20 protein-coding genes are annotated in these 22,515 nt (G+C 73.5%); 11 read left to right on the top strand and 9 right to left on the bottom strand.

Features of this window, described 5'->3' with window-relative positions; genetic code table 11:
• The first annotated feature begins 160 nt into the window (after positions 1 to 160).
• On the top strand, positions 161 to 850 hold the full coding sequence (locus JXZ78_RS26340; RefSeq protein ID WP_050502406.1) for a biliverdin-producing heme oxygenase: 690 nt from the start codon (positions 161 to 163) through the stop codon (positions 848 to 850).
• Positions 851 to 916: 66 nt separating this feature from the next.
• On the opposite strand, the gene JXZ78_RS26335 is transcribed toward JXZ78_RS26340, so the two are convergent.
• From JXZ78_RS26335 to JXZ78_RS26325, 3 genes are all read right to left on the bottom strand, one after another.
• Positions 917 to 1,612 carry a PhzF family phenazine biosynthesis protein gene (locus tag JXZ78_RS26335; protein ID WP_030019792.1) on the bottom strand — a complete coding sequence of 232 codons (696 nt, stop codon included), beginning with the start codon at positions 1,610 to 1,612 and terminating at the stop codon, positions 917 to 919.
• Positions 1,613 to 1,799: 187 nt separating this feature from the next.
• Positions 1,800 to 3,419, bottom strand: coding sequence for an HtaA domain-containing protein (locus JXZ78_RS26330; RefSeq protein ID WP_030019791.1), 1,620 nt, complete (start codon positions 3,417 to 3,419; stop codon positions 1,800 to 1,802).
• Positions 3,420 to 3,467: 48 nt separating this feature from the next.
• On the bottom strand, positions 3,468 to 4,943 hold the full coding sequence (locus JXZ78_RS26325) for an HtaA domain-containing protein (RefSeq protein ID WP_030019790.1): 1,476 nt from the start codon (positions 4,941 to 4,943) through the stop codon (positions 3,468 to 3,470).
• Between the two features lie 139 nt (positions 4,944 to 5,082).
• Here JXZ78_RS26325 and JXZ78_RS26320 point away from each other — a divergent pair, with 139 nt between their 5' ends.
• The 4 genes from JXZ78_RS26320 to JXZ78_RS26305 all read left to right on the top strand — a co-directional run bounded on the left by JXZ78_RS26320 (position 5,083) and on the right by JXZ78_RS26305 (position 9,377).
• The gene (locus tag JXZ78_RS26320; protein ID WP_050502405.1) at positions 5,083 to 6,132 is read left to right on the top strand and encodes a heme/hemin ABC transporter substrate-binding protein; all 1,050 of its coding nucleotides are present in this window, start codon (positions 5,083 to 5,085) and stop codon (positions 6,130 to 6,132) included.
• Between the two features lies 1 nt (position 6,133).
• Complete coding sequence (locus JXZ78_RS26315; protein ID WP_050502404.1) at positions 6,134 to 7,348, top strand: FecCD family ABC transporter permease; 1,215 nt, start codon at positions 6,134 to 6,136, stop codon at positions 7,346 to 7,348.
• Positions 7,345 to 8,199, top strand: coding sequence for a heme ABC transporter ATP-binding protein (locus JXZ78_RS26310; protein WP_050502403.1), 855 nt, complete (start codon positions 7,345 to 7,347; stop codon positions 8,197 to 8,199). The genes JXZ78_RS26315 and JXZ78_RS26310 overlap by 4 nt, the downstream gene beginning before the upstream one ends.
• 200 nt (positions 8,200 to 8,399) lie before the next feature.
• Positions 8,400 to 9,377: an SCO2278 family lipoprotein gene (locus JXZ78_RS26305; RefSeq protein WP_238783388.1), complete on the top strand. Its 978-nt coding sequence runs from the start codon at positions 8,400 to 8,402 to the stop codon at positions 9,375 to 9,377.
• Between the two features lie 80 nt (positions 9,378 to 9,457).
• Here JXZ78_RS26305 and JXZ78_RS26300 read toward each other — a convergent pair whose 3' ends face one another.
• Complete coding sequence (locus JXZ78_RS26300; protein ID WP_030019785.1) at positions 9,458 to 10,207, bottom strand: bifunctional DNA primase/polymerase; 750 nt, start codon at positions 10,205 to 10,207, stop codon at positions 9,458 to 9,460.
• 207 nt (positions 10,208 to 10,414) lie between these two features.
• Positions 10,415 to 11,017, bottom strand: a complete 603-nt coding sequence (locus tag JXZ78_RS26295; RefSeq protein ID WP_030019784.1) for a TetR/AcrR family transcriptional regulator — start codon at positions 11,015 to 11,017, stop codon at positions 10,415 to 10,417.
• A gap of 124 nt (positions 11,018 to 11,141) precedes the next feature.
• On the opposite strand from JXZ78_RS26295, the gene JXZ78_RS26290 reads away from it, so the two are divergent.
• Positions 11,142 to 11,330: a DUF6243 family protein gene (locus tag JXZ78_RS26290; protein WP_030019783.1), complete on the top strand. Its 189-nt coding sequence runs from the start codon at positions 11,142 to 11,144 to the stop codon at positions 11,328 to 11,330.
• Positions 11,331 to 11,436: 106 nt separating this feature from the next.
• Positions 11,437 to 12,273, top strand: a complete 837-nt coding sequence (gene ddaH / locus JXZ78_RS26285; protein ID WP_341865874.1) for a dimethylargininase — start codon at positions 11,437 to 11,439, stop codon at positions 12,271 to 12,273.
• Positions 12,274 to 12,301: 28 nt separating this feature from the next.
• Here the strand turns inward: ddaH and JXZ78_RS26280 are convergent, their stop codons facing one another.
• From JXZ78_RS26280 to JXZ78_RS26265, 4 genes are all read right to left on the bottom strand, one after another.
• Entirely contained in the window at positions 12,302 to 13,282 is a 981-nt protein-coding gene (locus JXZ78_RS26280; RefSeq protein WP_030019781.1) for a small ribosomal subunit Rsm22 family protein, read from the bottom strand.
• Positions 13,283 to 13,324: 42 nt separating this feature from the next.
• A complete protein-coding gene (locus JXZ78_RS26275; RefSeq protein ID WP_238783387.1) occupies positions 13,325 to 14,470 on the bottom strand; it encodes a serine hydrolase domain-containing protein in 1,146 nt (381 codons plus the stop codon).
• Positions 14,471 to 14,526: 56 nt separating this feature from the next.
• Complete coding sequence (locus JXZ78_RS26270; protein WP_033037590.1) at positions 14,527 to 15,846, bottom strand: multidrug effflux MFS transporter; 1,320 nt, start codon at positions 15,844 to 15,846, stop codon at positions 14,527 to 14,529.
• Positions 15,847 to 15,952: 106 nt separating this feature from the next.
• Complete coding sequence (locus tag JXZ78_RS26265) at positions 15,953 to 17,557, bottom strand: alkaline phosphatase D family protein (protein ID WP_030019778.1); 1,605 nt, start codon at positions 17,555 to 17,557, stop codon at positions 15,953 to 15,955.
• A gap of 332 nt (positions 17,558 to 17,889) precedes the next feature.
• On the opposite strand from JXZ78_RS26265, the gene JXZ78_RS26260 reads away from it, so the two are divergent.
• From JXZ78_RS26260 to JXZ78_RS26245, 4 genes are all read left to right on the top strand, one after another.
• Positions 17,890 to 18,816 carry a DUF4429 domain-containing protein gene (locus JXZ78_RS26260; RefSeq protein WP_030019777.1) on the top strand — a complete coding sequence of 309 codons (927 nt, stop codon included), beginning with the start codon at positions 17,890 to 17,892 and terminating at the stop codon, positions 18,814 to 18,816.
• Positions 18,817 to 18,885: 69 nt separating this feature from the next.
• Positions 18,886 to 19,689, top strand: a complete 804-nt coding sequence (locus JXZ78_RS26255) for an SDR family oxidoreductase (RefSeq protein ID WP_078624204.1) — start codon at positions 18,886 to 18,888, stop codon at positions 19,687 to 19,689.
• A gap of 295 nt (positions 19,690 to 19,984) precedes the next feature.
• Positions 19,985 to 21,124, top strand: a complete 1,140-nt coding sequence (locus JXZ78_RS26250; protein ID WP_030019775.1) for a trypsin-like serine peptidase — start codon at positions 19,985 to 19,987, stop codon at positions 21,122 to 21,124.
• A gap of 447 nt (positions 21,125 to 21,571) precedes the next feature.
• Positions 21,572 to 22,501, top strand: coding sequence for an SAM-dependent methyltransferase (locus JXZ78_RS26245; RefSeq protein WP_078624203.1), 930 nt, complete (start codon positions 21,572 to 21,574; stop codon positions 22,499 to 22,501).
• The last annotated feature ends 14 nt before the right edge of the window (positions 22,502 to 22,515 follow it).

The following is a 22,515-nucleotide window of genomic DNA, read 5'->3' as shown; positions in this document are numbered from 1 at the left end:
CCGACAGCCCGTCGGAAACATGAGCGACGCAATGTCGGCATGTTGCCGACAGCACGTCGGAAACGTTACCGACACACCGTCGGGAACGGGTTGACTTAGGTAAGCCTAACCAACCACAATCTGTTCCCGTACGCACCCCATCGGTCCCCGGAGGTCCGCCTTGGCCGCGCCCAGCTCGACCCCGTCCGCGCACGCCGCCGCATCGGTGCCGTTCTCCACCCTGATCCGCACCGCGTCGCACGAGCAGCACACGGAGGCCGAGAACTCGTCCTTCATGGGCGACCTGCTCGGCGGCAAACTCGGCGTCACGGCCTACCGGCGCTACACCGAGCAGCTGTGGTTCGTCTACCGCGCGCTGGAAGGCGCCGCCGAGGCCCTCGCCGGGGACCCGGTCGCCGGACCGTTCCTCCGGCCGGAGCTGGCCCGTACGGCAGAGCTGGAGCGGGACCTCGCCCACCTCGGCGGCCCGTCCTGGCGTACGGGCCTGGAGCCGCTGCCGGCCACCGCCGCGTACGCCGACCGCGTCACCGAATGCGCCGTCCGCTGGCCCGCCGGTTATGTCGCGCACCACTACACCCGATACCTGGGCGACCTCTCCGGCGGCCAGATCATCCGCGGCACGGCCGAGAAGACCTGGGGCTTCGCCCGCAAGGGGGACGGCGTGCGCTTCTACGTCTTCGAAGGGATAGGCAACCCCGCCGCCTTCAAGCGGGAGTACCGCGAGCTGCTGGACGCGCTGCCGGTGGACGACCTGGAGAAGCAGCGGGTGATCGACGAGTGCAAGCGCGCCTTCGCGCTGAACACGGCGGTCTTCCGCGAGCTGGGGGCCGCGTTCCCGCTGAGCGCGTGAACGGCCGGGCGTGAGCGGGCGGGCGTGAGCGGGCGGGCGTGACCGGCTTCCCCGCTCCGGCTCCCGTCAGGGCGCCGTCCTTACGGGCAGCACCCGGCCGCCCAGCGCGATCGTGCCGTCCGCGTGCGGGCGCGTCAGGATGCGGGAGCCGGTGCCCTGGCGGACGTCCAGGGCACGCCCGAGTTCGTGGGTGAGAGTGAGCGCCGCGGCCCCCGTGGCCTCGTCCTCCACGATGCCGTCACCGCGGCGGGGGAAGTAGCGGGCGCGTACCGTCCCCGCGCCGCGGTCCCGCCACGCCCAGACGTAGAGCGGGCCGTCTCCTGGCGGCGGTCCGGGCAGCGCCTCCACGTCCGCCACCGTCGCGCACTCCCGCGTACGGCGCCCCGTGGACCACTCCGGGCGCCCGCGCACCCAGACGGCCTCCCCTTCGTACGCGACCGGCACCTCGCCGGCCGGCGGGTGCAGCGCGGCCACCGGCTGCCCGAGGTGCCGCAGCAGCCACGCCGTACCGACCAAGGGGTGTCCGGCGAAGGGCAGCCGCACGCTGGGGGTGCGGATGTCGAGCGTGCCGGACCGGCCACCGCCCGCACCGTCGAGGAAGACGGTCTCGCTGAAGCCGAGGTCGGCGGCGAGCGCCTGGCGCGCGGCACTGTCCGGTACGGCTGCTCCGTTCCGGACGACGCCCAAGGGGTTGCCGCCCCGGCCGTCCGTGCCGCAGAAGACGCGTACGACGTGCAGTTCGGGGGCCTCTGGCGCTGTCATGACCGTATTCCATCGCGCGTGCGGCGGCAGCGGATCACCGGGGGCGCGGGAACGCCGAAGTACCCGCCGCGCGGAGGCGTGCGCGGCGGGTACGGCCGGCCCCTGGGCCCGGGGCGCGCCTGTGTGGGGTGTGGGGAGGCGGCCCCTGGGGTGCGGAGCCCGGGGATGCGGGGGTCCGGAGGGCGGGTTACAGAGCGGTGCGGCGGCGTACGGCGTAGGTGGCCGCGCCGCCCGCGACGATCAGCGCACCGGCCACGCCCGCCAGCGCGCCGTTGGGCACGGTGGCGCCGGTGGCCGCGAGCGAGCCGCTGCCGGCGGCGCCGCTGCTGAAGCTCGCGGTGCCGCCGCCGGTGCTCCCGGATCCGCCGGTGACGACCGAGGAGCCGGACACGCCGCCCCCGGCGGGAAGTTGGGCCTCGGGGTCGACCGTCACGGCGGCCGTCACCGGGTCGAGGGCCTGGCCGGGCTGGTACATGGAGTCGAACGCCTTGGACCCGGCGGCGGTCAGCGTCGCGGGCACGTTCTTGAGGGTGACGACACCGTTCTTGGCGGTGAGGGCCCCGGCCGGGATCTTGAGGTCGGCCACGGCCATGCCCGGCGTGTCGGTGACCTTGCCGGTGGCGCGCGCCTTGGCCGATACGTCCGCGACCAGCGTGCCCTTGGTGCCGCTCGCCGTGACCTTGAGGTTGCTGAACTTCAGGTCCAGGACGCCGCCGTGGCCGGTGAAGCGGACCGAGCCGTTGAACTGCGCGGCGAGGGTGGTCTTGGCGGCGTCGTACGTGCCGTGGCCCTTGGGGAAGCGGTAACCGGCCGCGGAGGTGACGGCGCCGCCCGCGAGTTCGGCCTTGCCGTGCGCGATGGGGCCGGTGATGTACTCGCGGAAGGACTGCTTGACACCCCAGTCGAGGGTGCCGTCGAGCACCTTGCCGGAGGCGGGGGCGGGCGCGGCGGCACCGGAGGCGCGGCCGGCGGCCGACTTATGATCCGAGGAGCCGGAACCGGTACCGGAGCCCGAAGCCGAGTCCGGCCCCGAGCCCGCGTGCACGCCCTGCTTACCGCCGGGCTCACCGCCCGCCTGCTCCCCCTCCTTGCCGCCCTTGCCGCCCTTGCCGGTCTCGCTGCCCTTGCCGTCCTCGCCACCCTGACCGTTCCCGCCCGGCGCGGGCTGCGCCGGCTTCCCTGGCGTGCTCGCCGGGGTCACCGTCAGCGTGGCCGGGTCGAGTTCCTGGCCCTCCTTGTACATGCCGTTGAACGCCTCGGCGCCCTTGGCGGTCAGTTTCACCGGGATCTTCGCGAACGTCATCGCGCCGCCCGTACCGCTCCCCGGCCGTACCGCCGAGAGGTCGAGCGAAGCCAGGGCCACGTCGTCCTGCGTCGTGCCCGCCGCCGTGACGTCCGCGGTGATGGCACCCGACGTGCCCTGCGTGGCGACCTTCAGGTCCGCCAGCCGGATGTCGAAGCCGTGCATCTTCGAGGTGAAGCGGACGCTGCCCTGGAAGGTGGTGGCGACGGCGTGGGTGCTCAGGTCGTACGTGCCGGTGCCGTTGGTGAAGGTGAACGGGCCGTTGTCCGGGGCCTGCCGTGCGCCGTCGGCGGTGGTGATCTCGCCGTGCGCCATGCCCTTGACGTACGTGCGGAAGGATTCCTTGACGCCCCAGTCGAGCGTGCCGTTCTTCAGCTGGATCTTCGGCGCTGCCGTGCCGTTGGCGGGGGCGGCCGTGGCGACGGACGGCAGGCACAGGGCCGCGGTGGTGGCGGCGGTGGCGATGGCTGCCGCGAGGGCGAGCGGGCGGCGTATGGCGGCCATGGTCGGTGGCTCTCCTTGGGTGGGGGTGCGGTGGGGGTGTGCGGTGGGTCAGTCCTGCGGGGGCGCCGAGGGGGCCGTACGGCGGCGGCGGGCGCGCAGGACGGGGAAAGCGGCGACGGCGACGAGCAGCACGCCGGCCGCGACGAGGAGGACGACGGTGCGGGTGGAACCGGTCGAAGCGGGCGCGGTGGGCGCGGCCTGCTCGGCGGCGGCCTGCTCCACCTGCTTCCCGTCCGCCTTCCCGTCCGCGGCGGCGGCCCCGGGGTCGGTGCCGAGGTCGGGGAGGGCGGGCAGCGTGGCCTTCTTGTCGACGGCGACCGCGAGCGAGACGGGGTCCATGTCCGTGCCCTCCCGGTACAGGCCACCGAACGCCTTCGCGCCGTCGGCGGTGAGCCGTGCCGGTACTTCGGTGAGCTTGATCAGGCCTTTCTCCGGCGTGAGCCGCTTCGCCTCGAAGGTGGCCAGCGGGGTGCGCCCGGCGGTCGTACCGTCGTGGGTGACGTCGGCGGCGAGGGTGCCACGGCCGTCCCGCACCGTGACCGAGACGGCGGTGAGGGTCAGGTCCAGGTTCTCGCCGGTGAAGTGCAGCTTTCCCGTGAAATCGGCGTCGAGGGTGCCCTTTTCGGCGTCGTACGTGCCCTTGCCGCGCGGGAAGCGGAAGAGTGCGCCGCCGTCCTGGGCGCCGTCGGACAGCTGCCACCTGCCGTGGGCGATGGCGCCGGTGACGTACTCGCGGAAGGTACGGCGGACGCCCCAGTCGACGGCGGCCTCGGTGAAGGTGCCGCGCCGGGCGTCGCCGCCCTCGGCGCTGTCGCCATCGCCGGAAGGGGTGGCTTCCGGGCTGGGCTCCGGGCTCTGCCCGCGGTCCGCGCGTACGTCGGCGGACAGGCTCACCGGGTCGAGCCGCGTCCCTGCCGTGTAGTACCCGGCGAAGGCGCGCGCGCCCTGCGCGGTCAGCTTCGCCGGGACGTTCGTCAGCGCGATGGGCGTGCCGCCGCCCCGGGTGTCGACGCCGCCGAGGTCCAGGGTGGCGAGCGGCACCCGGGCAGCCGTGGTGACACGGCCGGTGCCCTTCTCCTTGCTGGTCATGTCGGCGAAGAGGGTGCCGCGGCCGTCGGCGACGGTGACCTGGGGACGGCTGATGGTCAGGTCCATCTCGTACGAGCCGTCCGGCTTGCGGTGGCCGGTGAAGTGGACGCCGCCGGAGAAGCCGGCCGTCAGGGCGCCGCTGTCCGGGTCGTAGCCGCCGGTGGCGGAGTGGAAGCGGAACCGGCTGTCGCCGACCGTGGCGGCGCCGCCGTTCACGGTCCAACTGCCCTGCGCGATGGGCCCGGTGACGTACGACTGGAAGGAGGATTTGATGCCCCAGTCCAGCCGGCCTCCCGCGACCGTGCGGGCCGCCGCCTGGGCGGGGGCCGCGGGCAGCGCGGGGAGCAGCGTGCCCAGCAGTGCCACCAGGAAGGCGGCGGCGAGCACGCGGGCGCGGCCGTGTGTACGGCCGCCGGCCGGTCTGAACGGCAGCATGGAGGACCCCTCCAAGGGCTAGCGATTAAGGTAAGGCTAACCTAAGCTAACCGCGACCGGAGCGGAACCCCGGGAGTCGACCTGACTCCCGCCCGCACCACCGGTCCCGGTCAACTCACGCACACAGAAAGGCGGGACAGTGACAGCAACCTTCCGGGAGCCGGTCCGCCGGCGCCTGTCACGCCCCGCCGCGGCCCTCGCTGCCACCCTGGCGCTGGCCCTCGCGCTCGTCGGCTGCGGCGGCGGTACGGACGCCGCCGCTCCCCCGGCGAAACCCGCCGCCCGGACCGCCGCCGACCGCGTCGAGCCGCTGTCCGGTCCCGCGCCCCGGCCCGCGCTGCCCGCGACCGTACGGTCCGCCGACGGCCACGACGTGACGGTGCGCAAGGCCGACCGGATCGTGCCGCTCACCGGCTCCCTCTCGGAGATCGTCTTCTCCCTCGGGCTCGGTGACCGGGTCGTCGCGCGTGACATCACCGCCACTTTCGAGCAGGCGGCGAAGCTGCCCGTGGTGACCCGCGCGCACGACGTCTCGGCGGAAGGCGTGCTGTCGCTCAAGCCCGACGTGGTCCTCGCCGACACCACCACCGGACCGGCGGAGGCCGTCGGCCAGATACGCGACGCCGGTGTCCCGGTCGTCACGTTCACGCCCGCGACGCAGCTCGCCGACGTGGACACCCGGATCGACGCGGTCGCGGCGGCCCTCGGTGCCCGTACGGCGGGCGACGCCCTCAAGACCCGGACCGACCAGCGGATCGAGGCCGTCCGCAAGAGCGCCCCGCACGGCGGCACGGAGGCGGCCGACCGCCCCCGGGTGGCCTTCCTCTACCTGCGCGGCTCCGCCTCCGTCTACCTCATCGGGGGCGCCCGCTCCGGTGCCGGCTCACTGATCGAAGCGGCCGGCGGCATCGACGCGGGCAAGGAGTCGGGCCTGGAGAAGGACTTCACCCCGATCACGAGCGAGGCGCTCGCCAAGGCCGCGCCGGACGTCATCCTGGTGATGACCAAGGGTCTGGAGTCCGTCGGCGGCGTCGACGGGCTGGTGAAGATCCCCGGCGTGGCGCAGACACCGGCCGGGATGGACCGGCGGGTGGCCGCCGTCGACGACGGCGTGCTGCTCAACTACGGGCCGCGCACGGACGCCGTACTGCGCTCCCTGGTCCAGCAGTTCCACGCCAAGGGGAAGTGAGATGACGGCACTCCCTCGGACGGACACGGGTACGGGCGCGGGCATCAGTACGGGCGCGGGCACCGGCACGGACGCGGGCGCGCACTCCGGCACGGACTCGCGCCCCGACGCGGGCGCGCACTCCGGCGCGGACGCACACTCCGCCACGGACCCGGCCGCTGCCGCGAGCCCCCCGCCACCCCCGCACCGCTTCCCCCGCACCACCCTCCTGACCGCCGGCCTCACCCTCGCCCTGCTGGCCGGCTGTCTGCTCTCCGCCGGGCTCGGCGCGTACCGCATCCCGCTCGGCGACGTCCTCGGCTCGCTGCTGCACCATCTGCACCTCGGCGGCGCCGAGCTGGACCGGGTGGGCGAGAGCGTGCTGTGGAACGTGCGGCTGCCGCGCGTCGTGCTGGCCCTGCTCGTCGGCTCGTCGCTCGGCTGCGCGGGCGCCCTGATGCAGGGCGTGTTCGGCAATCCGCTCGCCGAACCGGGTGTCATCGGCATCTCGTCGGGCGCCGCGGTCGGCGCCGTCGGCGCGATCGCGCTGGGCCTCGGCTTCCTGGGCATGTGGACGGTCCCGGCCTGCGCGTTCGCCACCGGCCTGCTGACCGTCCTGGTCGTCTACACGCTCTCCCGCTCGGGCGGCCGTACCGAGGTCGTCACGCTGATCCTCACCGGCATCGCGGTGAACGCCTTCGCGGGCGCGCTGATCGGCCTGTTCCTCTTCTTCGCGGACAACGCGCAGGTCTCGCAGATCACTTTCTGGCAGCTCGGTTCACTGTCCGGGGCCGTCTGGCCCAAGGTGCTGGCCGTCCTGCCGTGCGCCGTCGCCGGGCTGGCCGTCGCCCCCTGCTACGCCCGCAAGCTGGACCTCCTGGCGCTCGGCGAACGCCCCGCCCGGCACCTCGGCGTCGACGTGGAACGGCTGCGCGTCGTCCTGATCCTGGTCGTCGCGCTGCTCACCGCGGCGGCCGTGGCGGTGGCCGGTGTCATCTCCTTCGTCGGCCTGCTCGTACCGCACCTGCTGCGGATGGCGGCCGGGCCCGGGCACCGCTTCCTGATTCCGGGCAGCGCCCTGGGCGGCGCGCTGGTGCTGGTCGTCGCCGACCTCGCCGCCCGCACCGTCGCCCAGCCCGCGGAACTGCCGCTGGGTGTCCTGACCGCCCTGTTCGGCAGCCCGTTCTTCTTCTGGCTGCTGCGCAGGACCCGCCGCAAGCAAGGGGGCTGGGCATGAGCCGGGGACGGATTCCGGCGCTCGGTACGTGGTTCGCGAAGCGCGCCCGTACATTGCCCGCGCCCGTCGCCGTCGGCACGGCCTACGCGCGGGCCGACGGTCTCGGCGTACGGCTGGGCGGCCGTACGGTGCTGGACGGCATCGATCTGGAGGTGACCGCGGGCCAGGTGCTGGCGCTCGTCGGGCCGAACGGCGCGGGCAAGTCCACGCTGCTCGCCGCGCTCGCCGCCGACCTGCCCGCCACCACCGGCGGGGTACGGATCGACGGCCGCCCGGCCACCGCCTGGACCGCGCCCGAACTCGCGCTGCGCCGGGCCGTCCTGCCGCAGTCCGCCGCGCTGTCCTTCCCGTTCACGGTGGCGGACGTCGTACGGATGGGCCGCGCGCCCTGGGCGGGCACTCCGGGCGAGGACGAGGACGAGGCGGCCGTCGCGGAGGCGATGGCGGCGACCGAGGTGACCGGCTTCGCGGGCCGGCCGTTCTCCGCGCTGTCCGGCGGCGAACGGGCCCGCGTCGCACTCGCCCGTGTCCTGTCCCAGCGCGCCCCGCTGCTGCTGCTCGACGAGCCGACCGCCGCGCTGGACCTGCGCCACCAGGAACTGGTGCTGCGGCTCTGCCGGGAGCGGGCGGCGGCGGGGGCCGCGGTGGCGGTGGTCCTGCACGACCTGGGGCTGGCCGCCGCGTACGCGGACCGGGCGGCCCTGCTGCACGGCGGGCGGATCGCCGCGCAGGGCCCGCCCGGCGAGGTCTTCGGCGCGGAACTGCTGAGCCGGGTCTACCGGCAGCCGGTCGAGGTGATCGGGCACCCGCGCACCGGCGTTCCCCTGGTCATGCCTTTGCGTGAAACCTGACCGGTTCGTGTCCGGGCGCGGCCGTTGCGTCCCGTAATGGCCGGTGGGGCCGGCCGTCCGCCAGGTCACGGTGCGGGCGCTGTTGCCGGTCCCCGCGCCCGCCCGCCTCCCCTCCCCCGGTAGGGTTGCGCCGAATCTCGCCACCCCGGCGGCCGCCCAGGCCGCCCCGGCCCCGGTCGCCCCGAAGGAGCCCGAGCCCCATGACACGCAGGTCGCCGTTCCGGGTGCCCGTAGCGCTGACCGCCGCGAGCGCGGCGCTGCTGACGCTGAGCGGATGCATGACCGTGCACGGTGAACGGGAGATGCTGCCGGCGGTGTCGAAGGATGAGGCCGCCACGGCGCTCCAGCAGTTCGTCGACGGCTTCAACACGTCCAACAGCAAGCTGGACCCGAAGGTGAACCCGACCTACGAGACGGACTCGCTGCTCGCCGTCGACCAGGCGCTCACCAAGGCGGGGCACGCGGTCAGCCCGCAGGGCAACCCCGAGTTCCCGCCGCTGAAGCTGACCAACCCGACGTTCACCGTGCCCAAGCAGGCGGGCTGGCCGAAGGTGTTCCTGGCGGACGCGGTCAGCAACCGCAGCAACGCGCGGTGGTTCCTGGTGTTCACCCGGAACGCGGTGGGCGCGCAGTGGAAGGCCAGCTACCTGTCCTCGCTGACCGACGACGAGATCCCGCAGTTCAAGACGGACCAGGACGGCTTCGCCGAGGTGGTGCCGGCCGACGCGAAGGGCTCCGGGCTGAAGGTCGCGCCCGGCGAGCTGGGCGAGGCGTACGCGGCGTACCTGAACACCGGCAAGGGCGACACCTTCGCCCCGGGGCCGCACACCGACCGGTGGCGGGCGCTGCGCGAGCGGCAGGGGCGGCAGCCGGGCTCCCGTATCCAGTACGAGGACCAGGCGTCCACGTACGCGCCGGTCGCGCTGCGCACCAAGGACGGCGGCGCGCTGGTCTTCTTCTCGACCTACTACCACCAGCAGAAGACGGTCTCCGAGGGGTCGCGGATCAGCATCGGCCCGGAGCTCAAGGGGATCATGGACGGTCCGGCGAAACCGTCCAGCCGGATGACGTTCACGACCCTGTCGGAGCAGGTGGTGAAGGTTCCGGCGGCGGGCGCCGACGGGAAGGTCGGCGTCCTGCACCGGCTGGAGGCGAAGACGTCCGCGAAGTCGCTGTAGGCGGGGCGCACGGGGCCCGGGCCCGGGACGCTGGGCGCGGGTCCGGCGGTCGTACCGCGGACCCGGTCACGGTACGGGCGTCAGCGGCCGATCGGCCAGGCAGCCGCTTCGTGGTCGTGGTCGGGCTGCTGGTCCGCGTACGCGGCGCAGGCGTCGGTGAGCGATTCCAGTAGCGTCAGCGGGTCCGGCACCGGCCGCTCGGGGCCGCGCAGCCAGGACACCGCGGGCTGGTCGCCCGGCAGCCGGGAGGGCGGCAGGAGGACGTAGCTGCCGCGGCAGTGCCAGCGCAGGCCCGGATGCTCGTCCATGGTCTCCGGATGGCAGTCCAGCTCGCAGGGCCACCACTCGTCCTCGTCGTCCGGGGTGCCGCGGGTGGCGGTGAAGAACAGCATCCGGCCCTGGCCGAGCGCCGCGCCGCTCAGCGCGACCGGGCCGACCTCGATGCCGGCCGCCTCCAGCCGCTCCAGGGCGCTGCGGCCCGCCTCGACGGGGACGTCCAGCACGTCGTGGGCGATGCCGGTGGCGGTGATGAAATTGGCCTGCGGATAAGCGCGCGCCCAGCCGGCGACCTTCTCGCGGTCGGTGCTGGCGACGGTCTGCCAGCCGAAGGAGACGGGGTGCCGGCCGGGCGTGGGACAGCCGATGCGCTCGCAGGAACAGCCGTAGCCGGAGGGGTGGGCGGCCGGGGCGAGCGGGAAACCGGCGTCGGCGACCGCCAGCAGCAGGTCCTCGCGGCCTTGCGCGGCCGCCGATCCCGTGTCCGTATCGCCGCCGTCCGAACCGCTCCTCGGCCGGCGAAGCCACTGGGAGAACCTGCTCTTGCGTTCCATCTATCCCCTCACTTCGAGCGGTGGTCTGGGATCAATGCTGCCACCATCCTCCTCTTCGGGTGACCGGAGTACGGATCCGGGGTGACCAGAGAACGGGCGAATCCCACCAATACGGTCGGTTTCCACCCCACTTCGTTCACTTTCCTTTACCTTTCACGCCCCCTGGGCGATCCCGGCACCTCACCCGGGAGTGCCCCCGGGTGCCGGTCAGCCGGAGGTACGCGGCCGCAGACCGGCGAGCACCATGTCGACCAGCGTGTCCACGAACGCGTACGTCAGCTCGCCGGTGCGCATCAGCCAGCGCTGGGAGAACGGGCTCAGCACCATCTCGGCCGCCACCCGTACATCCACCTCGGGCCCGATCTCCCCCGCCTCCTGGGCGGCCCGCATCCGGTTCACGTAGACCGCGATCCCGGGCTCCAGCAGCCGCTCGACGAAGCGCGCCGACAGCTCCGCGTCGTTCGCGCCGGCCGCCGCGAGCGCGCGGTAGGGGGCCTGCCACTTCTCGTCGTTGAATTCGTCGGCGGTGGCCCGCAGGACCCACTTGAGGTCGGCGGCGAGGTCGCCGGTGTCCGGCAGCCCGGCCTCGTACCCCTCGACGTCCTGGGTGAAGGCGTCCAGCAGGACGGCGGCCTTGGAGGGCCACCAGCGGTAGATCGTCTGCTTGCCGACACCGGCACGGGCGGCGATGCCCTCGATCGTGAGCTTGTCGTAGCCGACCTCGCCGACGAGGGAGAGGGCCGCGTCGAAGATGGCGCGGCGGGAGCGTTCGCTGCGGCGGGAGGCGTCGGGCGCCGTCTTGTTGGCCATGCCCGGAGTCTACCGACAGGTGAGGCGAGACGTATCGTCTTGACAAGACGGAGCGTCTCGCCCAGACTCGGCATCGAGCGAGACGAACCGTCTCGTCCTTTCGACGGACGAAGGAGACGACCCCATGAGCAAGGGAAGCGCGGGCAACATGCTCGGCGTCGGCGGCACCCGCAGCAAGCTCTCCCGCGGCGCGCTGCGCGGCGGCCGGGGCGGCAACGGCGTGGGCGGCGGCACCGACCCGATGGCGCAGCGGCGCGCGCTGCTGCGCAGGCTCCAGGAGCAGCGCGGCGCCGGAGAAACCCGCCAGGGGTGAAAACCACCCGAACGGATCACTGCGCAACGGGCTCCTCACGGTGGACCATTTGAGCGCGTACGCACCTCGTACGCCTCCGCGTCCCACCCACCGTGAGGAGCCTTCCTTGCGTACACCTCCGCGCGTCGCCCGTCCCCGGCGCTACCTGATGTGCCCGCCGGCCCACTTCAAGGTCAGCTACTCCATCAACCCCTGGATGGACCCGGACAAACCCGTCGATCTGCCGCTGGCGCTGGCCCAGTGGGAGGTGCTGCGCGACCGCTACCGCGCGCTCGGCCACACCGTCGAGGAGCTGCGGCCGCACCCCGGCCTGCCGGACATGGTCTACACCGCGAACGGCGCCACCGTCGTGGACGGCCGGGTGCTCGGCGCGCGGTTCGCCTTCGAGGAGCGCCGCGGCGAGGCCGCCGTCCATGCCGCGTGGTACCGCGACCACGGCTTCACCGAGGTGCGCGAGCCGGAGAACGTCAACGAGGCGGAGGGCGACTTCGCGGTCACCGCGTCGTGGCTGCTGGCCGGGCGCGGCTTCCGCAGCAGTCCGCTCTCGCACGCCGAGGCGCAGGAGTACTTCGGCCGTCCGGTGATCGGCCTGGACCTGGTCGACCCGCGCTACTACCACCTCGACACGGCGCTGTGCGTGCTGGACGACGCGACGGACTCGGAGGTCATGTACTACCCGGGCGCCTTCTCGGCGGGCAGCCGGGCCGTGCTGGCCCGGCTCTTCCCCGACGCCCTGATCGCCTCGCGCGCGGACGCGGAGGCGTTCGGGCTGAACGCGGTCAGCGACGGGCGGCACGTGCTGCTGCCGCAGGCCGCGGTGGGGCTCTTCGCGCCGCTCCGCGAGCGCGGGTACGAGCCCGTCGGCATGGACCTGGCCGAACTGCTCAAGGGCGGCGGCAGCGTCAAGTGCTGCACGCAGGAGCTACGCCCGGCCCTCCCGTAGCGGGAGCGGTCAGCCCTTCGGCCGCCGGTCAGCCCGCCGGCCGCTCCCAGGCGTCGCCCCATTCGGCGTCGCGGGCGGCCTTGTAGCGGTCGCCGTGCCGTTTGGTGACCGTGTCGCGCCGCAGCCCCTCCTCCGTGCACAGGTCCAGCAGGACCTGTCCCTTACGGAGCTGGGGCTTGCGGACGATGCGCGCCGGTGCGGCCGCCGCACCGTCCGCGCCGCCCACCACGTCCGGCCGCACCGCCGCGACATAGCTGAACTTCTCGTCCTCGTACGGCAGCGAGCCGCCCTTGACCTGGCGGTGCAGCGAGGAGCGGGTCACCCGGGCGGCCATGTGGCACCAGTCCTCGCCCGGCACGATCGGGCACACACCGCTGTGCGGGCACGGCGCGACGACGCGCAGACCGGCGTCGGTCAGCTGCTCGCGGGCCTCGCGGATGCGCAGATAGCCGTCCGGGGTGCCGGGCTCGATCAGGACGACGGCCGACGCCCCGGCCGCCGCGCCGACGACCGCGCGGCGGTCCTCGGGGCGCAGCTCGCCGAGCACGTACGAGACGGTGACCAGGTCCGTGCCCTCCGGGATCGCCATGCCCGCGCCGATGACCCGGCGCTGCCAGTCCGTGTCCGGCAGCACGCCGTCGGCCAGCTCGCGGCCCAGCTCCAGCGCCGGTTCGGCCCAGTCGTACACGGTCGTGCGGTGACCGTCCCAGGTGGCCGCGACCGCCCAGGTCGCGGCGCCGGTGCCGCCGCCGATGTCCACGTGGGAGGCGGGCGCCCAGCCGGGCAGCCGCGCCGCGAAGGCGTCCAGCGCGTGCCGTACGGCCTCGAAGGTCGCGGGCATCCGGTAGGCGGCGTACGCGGCGACGTCCGCGCGGTCCCTGAGGACCGGGGCGTCGGTCGGGGTCCGGCCCCGGTAGTTGGCGATCAGACGGTTGACGGCCCGCGCGGCCTGCGTGGGCGGCAGGCCGTCGAGCAGGCCGGCCAGTGCGGCGCGCAGTTCGTCGTGCATTCCCGCCATTTTACGGGGCCGGGGCGGGCCCCCGGACCCGTCTCACGGCGGGCCGGGACGCCCGGGCCCGGCCGGCCGCCGCCCCGGCCCTCCCGTTCCGTACGCCTGCGGTCCGCCGCCGGCCCGTACCGCCCGTGCCAGCCGGGTCGCGGCCGCCGCCCGGGGCCCGCTGCCCGCCTCGCGCCGCCGCGGGTGGACGGTGTTGGCCAGCAGCACCAGGAACGTGTCGGTCGCCCGGTCCAGCACCAGGCTCGTCCCGGTGAACCCGGTGTGCCCGGCCGCGCCGCGCCCCGCCAGCTCCCCCATGAAGTACGGCTGGTCCACGCCGAAACCGAGGCCCGGCGGGTCCAGCAGCAGCGCCACCGACTCCGCGCCGAGGATGCGCTCCCGGCCGTACGCGCCGCCTCCGAGCAGCGTCCGGCACAGCACCGCCAGGTCCTGCGCCGTCGAGAACAGGCCCGCGTGCCCGGCGACGCCGCCCAGCGCCCACGCGTTCTCGTCGTGCACCGCGCCGCGCACCATGCCCCGGTCGGCCTTGGCCCACGGCCGCCGCTGGTCCTCGGTCGCGGCCACGCCCGCCGGGGCCAGCGGTCCGAACGCCGTACTGGTCATGCCCAGCGGGCCGGTGATCCCGCGCGCCACGAGGGCGTCCAGCCGCAGGCCGGTGAGGCGTTCCAGGATCAGCTGGAGGGCGATGAGGTTGAGGTCGGAGTAGCGGTACGTGCTGCCGGGCGGCGCAGCGGGCGCCGCCGCTTCCGCCCACAGCAGCTCCAGTTGGGCCGTGCGCCCGTGGCGCTCGTAGAACGGCAGCTCCGGGCGCAGTCCCGAGGTGTGGGTGAGCAGGCCGCGGACGGTGATGCCGTCGGCGAAGCCGGGCAGCCAGCGGCCGGCTTCGGCGTCCAGGTCCAGCAGGCCCCGCTCGGCCTGCTGGACCGCCACGATCGCGGTGCACAGCTTGGTCAGCGAGGCCAGGTCGAAGACGGTGCCGACGCGCATCGGCTCCCGGTGCTCCCGGGGCAGCTCCACACCGCGGTCGCACTCGGGGTCGTACCCCGCGTAGCGCAGCGCCCAGCCCGCCGCCTCCTCGGCGGCGACCACCGGGCCGCGCCCGGCGAGCACCACGGCGCCCGCGCACCAGGGCGCGGGTCCCTCGGTCGCCTCCCGCACCCCGTGGACCAGGCGCCGCATCCAGGCGGGGTCCAGCCCCGCGGCGGCGGGGGTGCCGTGTCGCAGTCCCGTTGCGTTCAGAGCCTGGTCCTCTCGCCGGTCCCGGTGGCGGTCTCCTCCCTACGCTGCCACGGGCGGCACATTCCCAGGAAGCTCAGCAGCGCCAGTACGCCGCAGGAGAGCTGGACCACGGCCATCGGTACGGCGGTGTGCTCGCCCGCGATGCCGACCAGCGGCGAGGCCACGGAGCCCAGGAGGAAGGTGGAGGTGCCCAGCAGCGCCGAGGCGGAGCCCGCCGCGTGCCCCGAGCGCAGCAGCGCCTTGGTGTTGGCCGACGCCATGACCAGGCCCATCGCGGACATCAGGACGAACAGCCCGGCGGCCATTGGCCACAGCCCGACCTCGCCGAAGACGCCGCCGGCCATCAGCAGCAGCGCCGCCGCGGCGGCGGTGACCAGGCCCAGGCCGATGCCCAGCACCATGTCCAGGCTGACCCGGCCGACCAGCACCTTGCCGTTGATCTGGCCGACCAGGACCAGGCCCACGGAGTTGACGCCGAACAGCAGGCTGAAGGTCTGCGGAGAGGCGCCGTAGATCTCCTGGATCACGAACGGCGAGGCGGAGATGTAGGCGAACAGCGCGGCGAAGGCGAACGCGCCGACGATCAGGTAGCCGGAGAAGGCGCGGTCGGCGAGCAGGGTGCGCATGGTGTGCAGGGCCTCGCCGAGGCCCCCGGAGTGCCGCCGCTCGGGCGGCAGCGTCTCGTGCAGGCGGCGCCAGACCAGCAGGGTGAGCAGCACACCGACGACGGTGAGCACGACGAAGACGCCGCGCCAGTCGGTGACCTGGAGGATCTGCCCGCCGATCAGCGGCGCGACGACGGGGGCGACACCGGAGATCAGCATCAGGGTGGAGAAGAAGCGGGCCATCGCCACGCCGTCGTACAGGTCGCGCACCACCGCCCGGGCGATGACGATGCCGGCCGCGCCCGCCAGGCCCTGGAGCAGGCGGAAGGCGATGAGCAGCTCGGCGTTGGTGGCCAGGGCGCACAGCGCGGTGGCGATGACGTAGATCACCATGCCGGCGAGCAGCGGCCGGCGGCGGCCCCACTTGTCGCTCATCGGACCGACGACCATCTGCCCCAGGGCCATGCCCGCGAGGCAGGTGGTCAGGGTGAGCTGGACGGTGGCGGCCGGGCTGTGCAGCGCGTCGGTGACCTCCGGCAGGGCCGGGAGGTACATGTCCATGGAGAGCGGCGGCACCGCGGTCAGGCCGCCGAGAATCAGGGTGACGAGCAGGCTGGTGCGGCGGGACGCGGCAGGCGCCGCCGCCACGTCCCGCTCGGCTATCGGAACGCTGTCCTGGGGCTCCGTCGTTCCGGTGCCGGGGTCCGTCATGAGTGTCTCCATGGATGATTGATGGCTTGACCATGGTGTCATGCACGGAGAGACCCCCGGCGCGCTTTCGGCCAGGGCCCCAGGGCCCGACTTCCGCCCTCGTGTGTCAGGCCGGTTCGAGCCCCGGGCTGCCCGCCTCGGACACGAACGACCCGGCCGTGATCACCGGGGCCCCCGGCTTCGTCACCTTCGCCACCGTACGGAAGTCGGCCCGCGCCTTCTCCCGGTCCAGCGTGACGGTCACATATCCGCGCCGGGCGTTGTAGAACTTCAGGTGCGGGTTGGCCGCCATGTAGGTGCCCCAGTTGGCCGGCTTGTCCGCCCCGTCCTCGCCGCTGGCGATCGAGGTGGTCACGAACTCCACGCCCGCGGTACGCGACTTCTCGTCCCGGAAGTCCCGCTTGATGTCGAACGCGTAGTGCACGTGCACGTCGCCGGTCAGTACGACGAGGTTGTCCACGCCCGCCGCCTCGGCGCCCTTCAGCACTCGCTCCCGGGAGGCCGGGTAGCCGTCCCAGGAGTCCATGCTGAGCTTGTAGCCGGGGCCGGTGGCGTTGCGCCGCTCGGCGAAGGTGACCTGCTGCGGCAGCACGTTCCACAGCGCCGAGGAGGAGCGCCACCCGTCGACGAGCCAGCGCTCCTGCTTGCTGCCGGTCAGGGTGCGGGCGGCGTTCGTGGACTCCGGGCCCGGCGCGTGCCAGCCGTCACCGTACGCCTGGTCGGAGCGGTACTGGCGGGTGTCCAGCACGTCGAACTGGGCGAGCTGCCCGAAGTGCACGCGACGGTAGAGCTGGGCGTCCGGGCCGTTCGGGCGCTGCGGGCGGCGCAGCGGCTGGTTCTCCCAGTACGCACGGTAGGCGGCGGCCCGGCGCAGCAGGAACTCGCCCTTGGGGGCGTTGTTCTCGCTGACGTCGTCCGCGTAGTTGTTCTCCACCTCGTGGTCGTCCCAGGCGACGATGAACGGATGGGCGGCGTGCGCGGCCTGGAGGTCGGGGTCGGACTTGTAGAGCGCGTACCGCAGCCGGTAGTCCTCCAGCGTCACCGTCTCGCGGTTGAAGCGCGCGGGGAGCTTGCGGTCGGTGTACTTGCGGGCGCCGCCGACGGCGTTCACCGGGTACTCGTACAGGTAGTCGCCGAGGTGGAAGACCACGTCCAGGTCCTCTGCGGCCAGGTGCCGGTGGGCGGTGTAGTAGCCGTCGTGGTACGCCTGGCAGGAGACGAGACCCAGGCGCAGCTCCTTGTTCTGCGCCCCGCGCGCGGGCGCGGTGCGGGTGCGGCCGACCGGGCTGATCCAGTTGCCGGCGCGGAAGCGGTAGTAGTAGACGCGGTCCGGCGCGAGGCCGGTGGCTTCGATGTGCACCGCGTGGTTGAACTCCGGGTGCGCCTCACCCCGTCCGCGCCCTGCCGGCCGCCGGAACTTCTCGTCGTACGCGACCTCCCAGCGCACCGTCACCCGGGCCTTGGGCATGCCGCTGCCCGGCTCGTACGGCTTCGGGGCGAGCCGGGTCCACAGCACGACGGAGCCGGGCAGCGGGTCGCCGGAGGCCACCCCGAGCGTGAAGGGGTTCTCGGTGATCTTGCGGGCGTCGGCCTCGGCGGCGGCGTACGCGACGCCGGTGCCCGGCAGGTTGGCCGCGAAGGCCAGCGCCGCGGCGGCCCCGGTGCCGGTGAGGAAGCGGCGCCGGGCGAGGTGCGCGGCGGCGGCCCGCATCTCCTGGGTGTACGGGGCGCCCTGGGCACCCTGTGCGGGCCGCGCGTCCTGCTCGTACTGACCTTGACGGGCCATCTGCCCCTCCCTGGGCTGGTGTTGTCACCAGCGATTGGAGGGGCGGACGACGGCGATCCGCTGTCCCGGGTTCGACGCACACATGACAACCGGATGAGGACTGCGCCCGTATCGGACGGTCCCGGACAATCGCGGCGGACGGGCCGGCGGGCGGCCCGGAGCGCCGACAGGGCCGACAGCGCCGACAGGGCCGACAGCGCCTGAAGTGTCGGGCTCGCCCTCCGCCGCCGGATCGGCGTTTCCGTAGGATTCGGGACATGGCTGAACTGATGGTGCGCGACGGCACGTGGTCCTTCGACGGTGACCGGGTGTGGATCGTGCCGGGGCAGGAACGGGGCGTGCACCGGCTGCGGCAGGACCTCGGCGAGACCTCCGTACCGCTGGAGGCGCTGGCGGGCATCGCGTACGAACCGGCCCGCAAGGGCGGACGGTTGCGCCTGCGGCTGCGGGACGGCGCCGACCCGCTGCTGTACGTCACCGGCGGCAGTCTGCCGGACGACGCCAACCCCTACCAGGTGAGCGTGGACGCGGACCGTACCGGCGTCGCCGAGTACTTCGCCGACGAGGTGCGCCAGTCCCTGCTCCTCGACCAGGTGGTGACCGGGCCCACCGACCGCTACCTGCTGCCGGGCCCCGCCGTGCCGCTGTCCGCCGCGGGCGTGGACGGCGTGGCGACCTTCGACGGGGAGCAGGTGCACATCGACTGGCGCTGGTCCACCAGCGAGAGCAAGAAGCACGCGGGCGCGCGGGACTTCGCCCTCGCCGACCTGGCCGGGGTCGACTGGCGCCCCGCCTCCGGGCTGGAGTCCGGCTACCTGCGCTTCCGCCCGAAGGGCGTCACCGCGAAGCTCAGGCCGGAGCACGACCCGAACGCCATCGAGCTGTGGGGCTTCAAGAAGGAGAGCGGCCGCACCGCGCTGCTCGCGGCCGCGGTCGCGGCACGGCTGCCGCACCCGTCCGGCGGATCCGCGCCGACGGCGGCTGCCCCGGTGGCCGCGGCGCAGCCCGTACCGACCCTGGAGGCGGCGGCGGAACGGGGCTCCCAGGGCGGCGGCCAGGACCCCGACGTCCTGCTCCGCCGACTGCGTGAACTCGGCGAACTGCACCGGGACGGCATCCTGACCGCCGAGGAGTTCGCCGCGGCCAAGGCGGCGGTGCTCAAGGGGTTTCACGGGGCGGGGTGAACGGTTCGTCCACAGCGGCTCCGCGAGCCCGCCCCCGCGGGCGTGCGGGCCGCGCCTTACTCTGCCGCCATGACGTCACCCGAGACCCGCCCCGGCACCACTCCCCCGCCCGCGCCGACCGCCCTGATCACCGGTGCCGGTTCCGGCATCGGCCGGGCCGTCGCCCTGGCCCTCGCCGGGGCCGGCTGGTCGCTGGTGCTCGCCGGGCGGCGCGCCGACGCCCTTGCGGAGACCGCCCGCCAGGCGGAGCGGAACGCCGACGGCCCCGAGAGCCCCGCCGTGCTGTGCGTCCCGGCCGACGTGACCCGCCCCGACCAGGTGGACGCCCTCTTCGCCGCCGCTCGCGACCGGTTCGGCCGGCTGGACCTGCTGTTCAACAACGCCGGAACGTTCGGCCCGCCCGTACCGCTGGAGGAACTGGCGTACGACGACTGGCGCGCGGTCGTCGACACCAACCTCACCGGCGCCTTCCTCTGCGCCCAGGCCGCCTTCCGCGCCATGAAGGACCAGGACCCGCGCGGCGGCCGCATCATCAACAACGGCTCGGTCTCCGCGCACGCACCGCGCCCGCATTCCGTCGCGTACACCGCCACCAAGCACGCCATGACCGGCCTGACCAAGTCGCTCTCGCTGGACGGGCGTCCGTACGGCATCGCCTGCGGGCAGCTCGACATCGGCAACGCGGCCACCGAGATGACCGGGCGGATGCGGACCGGCATCCTTCAGGCCGACGGCCGTACGGCGGTCGAGCCGGTGATGGACGCGGCGGACGTGGCCCGTACAGTCCTGCACATGGCGCAGCTGCCGCTGGGCGCGAACGTGCAGTTCGCGACGGTGATGGCGACGGCCATGCCGTACATCGGCCGCGGCTGACCGGCACCCGGCCGCCGTCACCAACTCCCCACCCGCCGCCGCCAACCCCCCGACCGCCGCCGCCAACTCCCCACCCGCCGTCGCCAACCCCCCGCCCGCCGTAGCCAACTTTCCTCCCGCCGCCCAGTAGTTCCCGACTTCGGCGCGACGCGCTCCTGACAGACGGCGCGTCCGGTGGGACTCTTCCTGACGCACGTCCATCCGCACCGCTCATCTGCCGGGCCGCGGGACCCGCGGCCACGTAGTCGACGGCCGCGCGGTTCGCCATCGTGCGGCCTTGCAGAAGGAGTCACGCGTGAGACGAAACGTCAGCACCTCCCCCGGCACCCGTCGGCGCGGCGCGTCCCGTGCCGTCGCCTGCGCCCTGGCCGCCGCCGGCGCCCTGCTCGTCTCGGCTCTGCAGACCGGTGCGGCGGGCGCGGCCGGTCCGACGGGCGCGGCCGGTCCGGTCGGCGCGGACGCGACCTCGGCCCGTACGGGTACGGATACGGGTACGGGTACACCCTCCTCCGTGGCCGACTTCTGGACGGCGGAGCGGATGCGCAAGGCCACCCCGCTGGACCTGCTGTCGGCCGGGAACGACGGTCCGGCGCAACGGTCCGCCGCTGAGAAGAATCGATCCGCCGCAGCGGAGAAACGATCCGGCAGCACAGCGCACCCGACCGCCCCACCCGTCCAGCGCGGCACCGAGCGCACCGTACGCCCCACCCTCCCCGCCACCACCACGTCCACCCCCTCCCAGGCCCCCAAGGCCTTCCCGCAGGCGGGCGCCCCGTGGACCGGTGACGGCGCCGTGACCAACACCGCGGGACGGGTGTTCTTCACATACCAGGGCCGTACCGCCTCCTGCTCCGGCAACGCCGTCACCAGCGCGAACAAGAGCACGGTGCTCACCGCCGGGCACTGCGTGAAGCTCAACGGCACCTGGCACGGCGACTGGGTCTTCGTGCCCGGTTACCACGACGGCCAGGCCCCGTACGGCAAGTGGGCCGCCTCGAAGACCCTCAGCACGCCGCAGTGGACAGCGAGCGAGAACATCAACTACGACATCGGCGCCGCGGTCGTCGCCCCGGTCGGCGGGCAGCGGCTGACCGATGTCGTCGGCGGTCAGGGTCTCGCCTTCAACACCGGCTACAACAAGCCGATGTACGCGTTCGGCTACCCCGCCGCGGCGCCGTACGACGGCAGCGAACTCGTCTACTGCAGCGGCAACACCATCAAGGACCCGCTGTTCTCCACGGACCACGGCCTGTCCTGCAACATGACCGGCGGCTCCAGCGGCGGCCCCTGGTTCACCTCGTTCGACGAGGCCGGCGGCGCCGGCCTACAGGCCTCGGTGAACAGCTTCGGCTACACCTTCCTGCCGAACACCATGTTCGGCCCGTACTTCGGTGCCGATGCCGAGAACCTCTACGACGAGGCGCAGTCGAGCTGACCGGACCCCCGCGTACGGTACGTCCGGCCCGCGACCGGAACCCGAACCGGGCCGTCACACACGCCGTCCGGAGGGGCGCGCCCAGCGGCGCCCCTCCGGACGGCAGGTACCGCATCACGGGGTTGTTCCCCGGAGCTCTCATTTCCGGGGCTGCTCGACAATTCACGCACACGTTATGCCGAAAAAGGTATGCCCGCGGCGCCATTCTCACGCTTTTCATGCCCTTCTCATCGAAAACTCATCATCAACACCCCTCCGCCGGCCGCCATTACGCCGGAGCGGCACCCCCGAACCGATCATGCATTCCCCACCCACCACTGTCCGAATTTTTCCCTTGCGGAATGGAAGCCCCCCACTCCACGCAATTCGGTGCTAGCGTCCACCGAGCAGAAGTGCACTCCCTGCTCACTGATTCCTTGCCCGACCATCCGTCGCGAGGGGACTTCCATGACAGTGGCCGACAACAGTGCGAACAGCGGCCCGGCGCCCGCTTCCTCTTCCGCTCCCGCTCCCGCTCCCGCTCCCGCTCCCGCTCCCGAAGAAGTCGGCGCGATGTACGACCGGTTCGGCGACCTGCTCGCCATGGTGCTCGGCCGCAGCGCCCTGCACGTCGGCATGTTCGTCCCGCACGGCGAACGGACCGCGGCCGCCTCCCTCCTCGACCTGTCCGACCTCGCCCAGGACCGGCAGACCGCGTACCTCGCGGACATCCTGGCCGACGGCCTCCCGCCGGACCCCCGCCTGCTCGACATCGGCTGCGGCACCGGCGGCCCCGCCCTCCACCTGGCCCGGCGCACCGGCGGCCGGGTCACCGGCATCACCGTCAGCCAGGAACAACTGGCCCGCTGCGGGGAACGGCTGAACGCCGCCGCCGGTCTCGAAGGACGCGTCGACTTCACGTACGGCAACGTGATGCGGCTCGACCACGCGGACGACACGTACGACGCGGCCTGGTCCATCGACTGCTTCCCGCACCTCTCCGACCGGCCCGCCGGACTGCGCGAGGCCCGGCGCGTCCTGCGGCCCGGCGGCCGTCTGCTGATGACGGAGTTCGCCCGGCGCGGCACCGCCGTCCCCCCGGAGACCGAGGCGTTCACCCGGCTGTGGGCGTCCCCGCCGCCCACCCCCTTCGCCGCGCTTCTCGAAGAGGTCGAAGAAGCCGGATTCCGTATCGCCCGGATACAGAACATGACAGCGAACATCGCACTGTGCGGCGAGCTGATGCACGTGCTCTACCAGGAACAGCGAGACGCCATCGAGCAGCGTTTCGGAAAAGAGGCCGTCGCGCACACCGATCCGCTGATGGAACCGTTCCGTACATTCTGCCGGGACCACGTGGACTATTACCTGCTGCTGCTCGGCAAGCCGGAGAACTGACCGGCCCGCCCGGC

It is taken from the genome of Streptomyces monomycini (assembly GCF_022271435.1).
Lineage (GTDB): Bacteria > Actinomycetota > Actinomycetes > Streptomycetales > Streptomycetaceae > Streptomyces > Streptomyces monomycini.
This window is presented reverse-complemented; position numbering and strand designations above follow the sequence as displayed.

Bases quoted from the DNA above. Each gene is read 5' to 3' on its own strand.
- JXZ78_RS26290 (WP_030019783.1), top strand. From the start codon at position 11,142: ATGAGCAAGGGAAGCGCGGGCAACATGCTCGGCGTCGGCGGCACCCGC.
- JXZ78_RS26295 (WP_030019784.1), bottom strand. From the start codon at position 11,017: ATGGCCAACAAGACGGCGCCCGACGCCTCCCGCCGCAGCGAACGCTCC.
- JXZ78_RS26325 (WP_030019790.1), bottom strand. From the start codon at position 4,943: ATGCTGCCGTTCAGACCGGCCGGCGGCCGTACACACGGCCGCGCCCGC.
- JXZ78_RS26245 (WP_078624203.1), top strand. From the start codon at position 21,572: ATGACAGTGGCCGACAACAGTGCGAACAGCGGCCCGGCGCCCGCTTCC.
- JXZ78_RS26255 (WP_078624204.1), top strand. From the start codon at position 18,886: ATGACGTCACCCGAGACCCGCCCCGGCACCACTCCCCCGCCCGCGCCG.
- JXZ78_RS26300 (WP_030019785.1), bottom strand. From the start codon at position 10,207: ATGGAACGCAAGAGCAGGTTCTCCCAGTGGCTTCGCCGGCCGAGGAGC.
- JXZ78_RS26275 (WP_238783387.1), bottom strand. From the start codon at position 14,470: ATGCGGCGCCTGGTCCACGGGGTGCGGGAGGCGACCGAGGGACCCGCG.
- JXZ78_RS26260 (WP_030019777.1), top strand. From the start codon at position 17,890: ATGGCTGAACTGATGGTGCGCGACGGCACGTGGTCCTTCGACGGTGAC.
- JXZ78_RS26305 (WP_238783388.1), top strand. From the start codon at position 8,400: ATGACACGCAGGTCGCCGTTCCGGGTGCCCGTAGCGCTGACCGCCGCG.
- JXZ78_RS26280 (WP_030019781.1), bottom strand. From the start codon at position 13,282: ATGCACGACGAACTGCGCGCCGCACTGGCCGGCCTGCTCGACGGCCTG.
- JXZ78_RS26315 (WP_050502404.1), top strand. From the start codon at position 6,134: ATGACGGCACTCCCTCGGACGGACACGGGTACGGGCGCGGGCATCAGT.
- JXZ78_RS26335 (WP_030019792.1), bottom strand. From the start codon at position 1,612: ATGACAGCGCCAGAGGCCCCCGAACTGCACGTCGTACGCGTCTTCTGC.
- JXZ78_RS26270 (WP_033037590.1), bottom strand. From the start codon at position 15,846: ATGACGGACCCCGGCACCGGAACGACGGAGCCCCAGGACAGCGTTCCG.
- JXZ78_RS26330 (WP_030019791.1), bottom strand. From the start codon at position 3,419: ATGGCCGCCATACGCCGCCCGCTCGCCCTCGCGGCAGCCATCGCCACC.
- JXZ78_RS26265 (WP_030019778.1), bottom strand. From the start codon at position 17,557: ATGCGGGCCGCCGCCGCGCACCTCGCCCGGCGCCGCTTCCTCACCGGC.
- JXZ78_RS26310 (WP_050502403.1), top strand. From the start codon at position 7,345: ATGAGCCGGGGACGGATTCCGGCGCTCGGTACGTGGTTCGCGAAGCGC.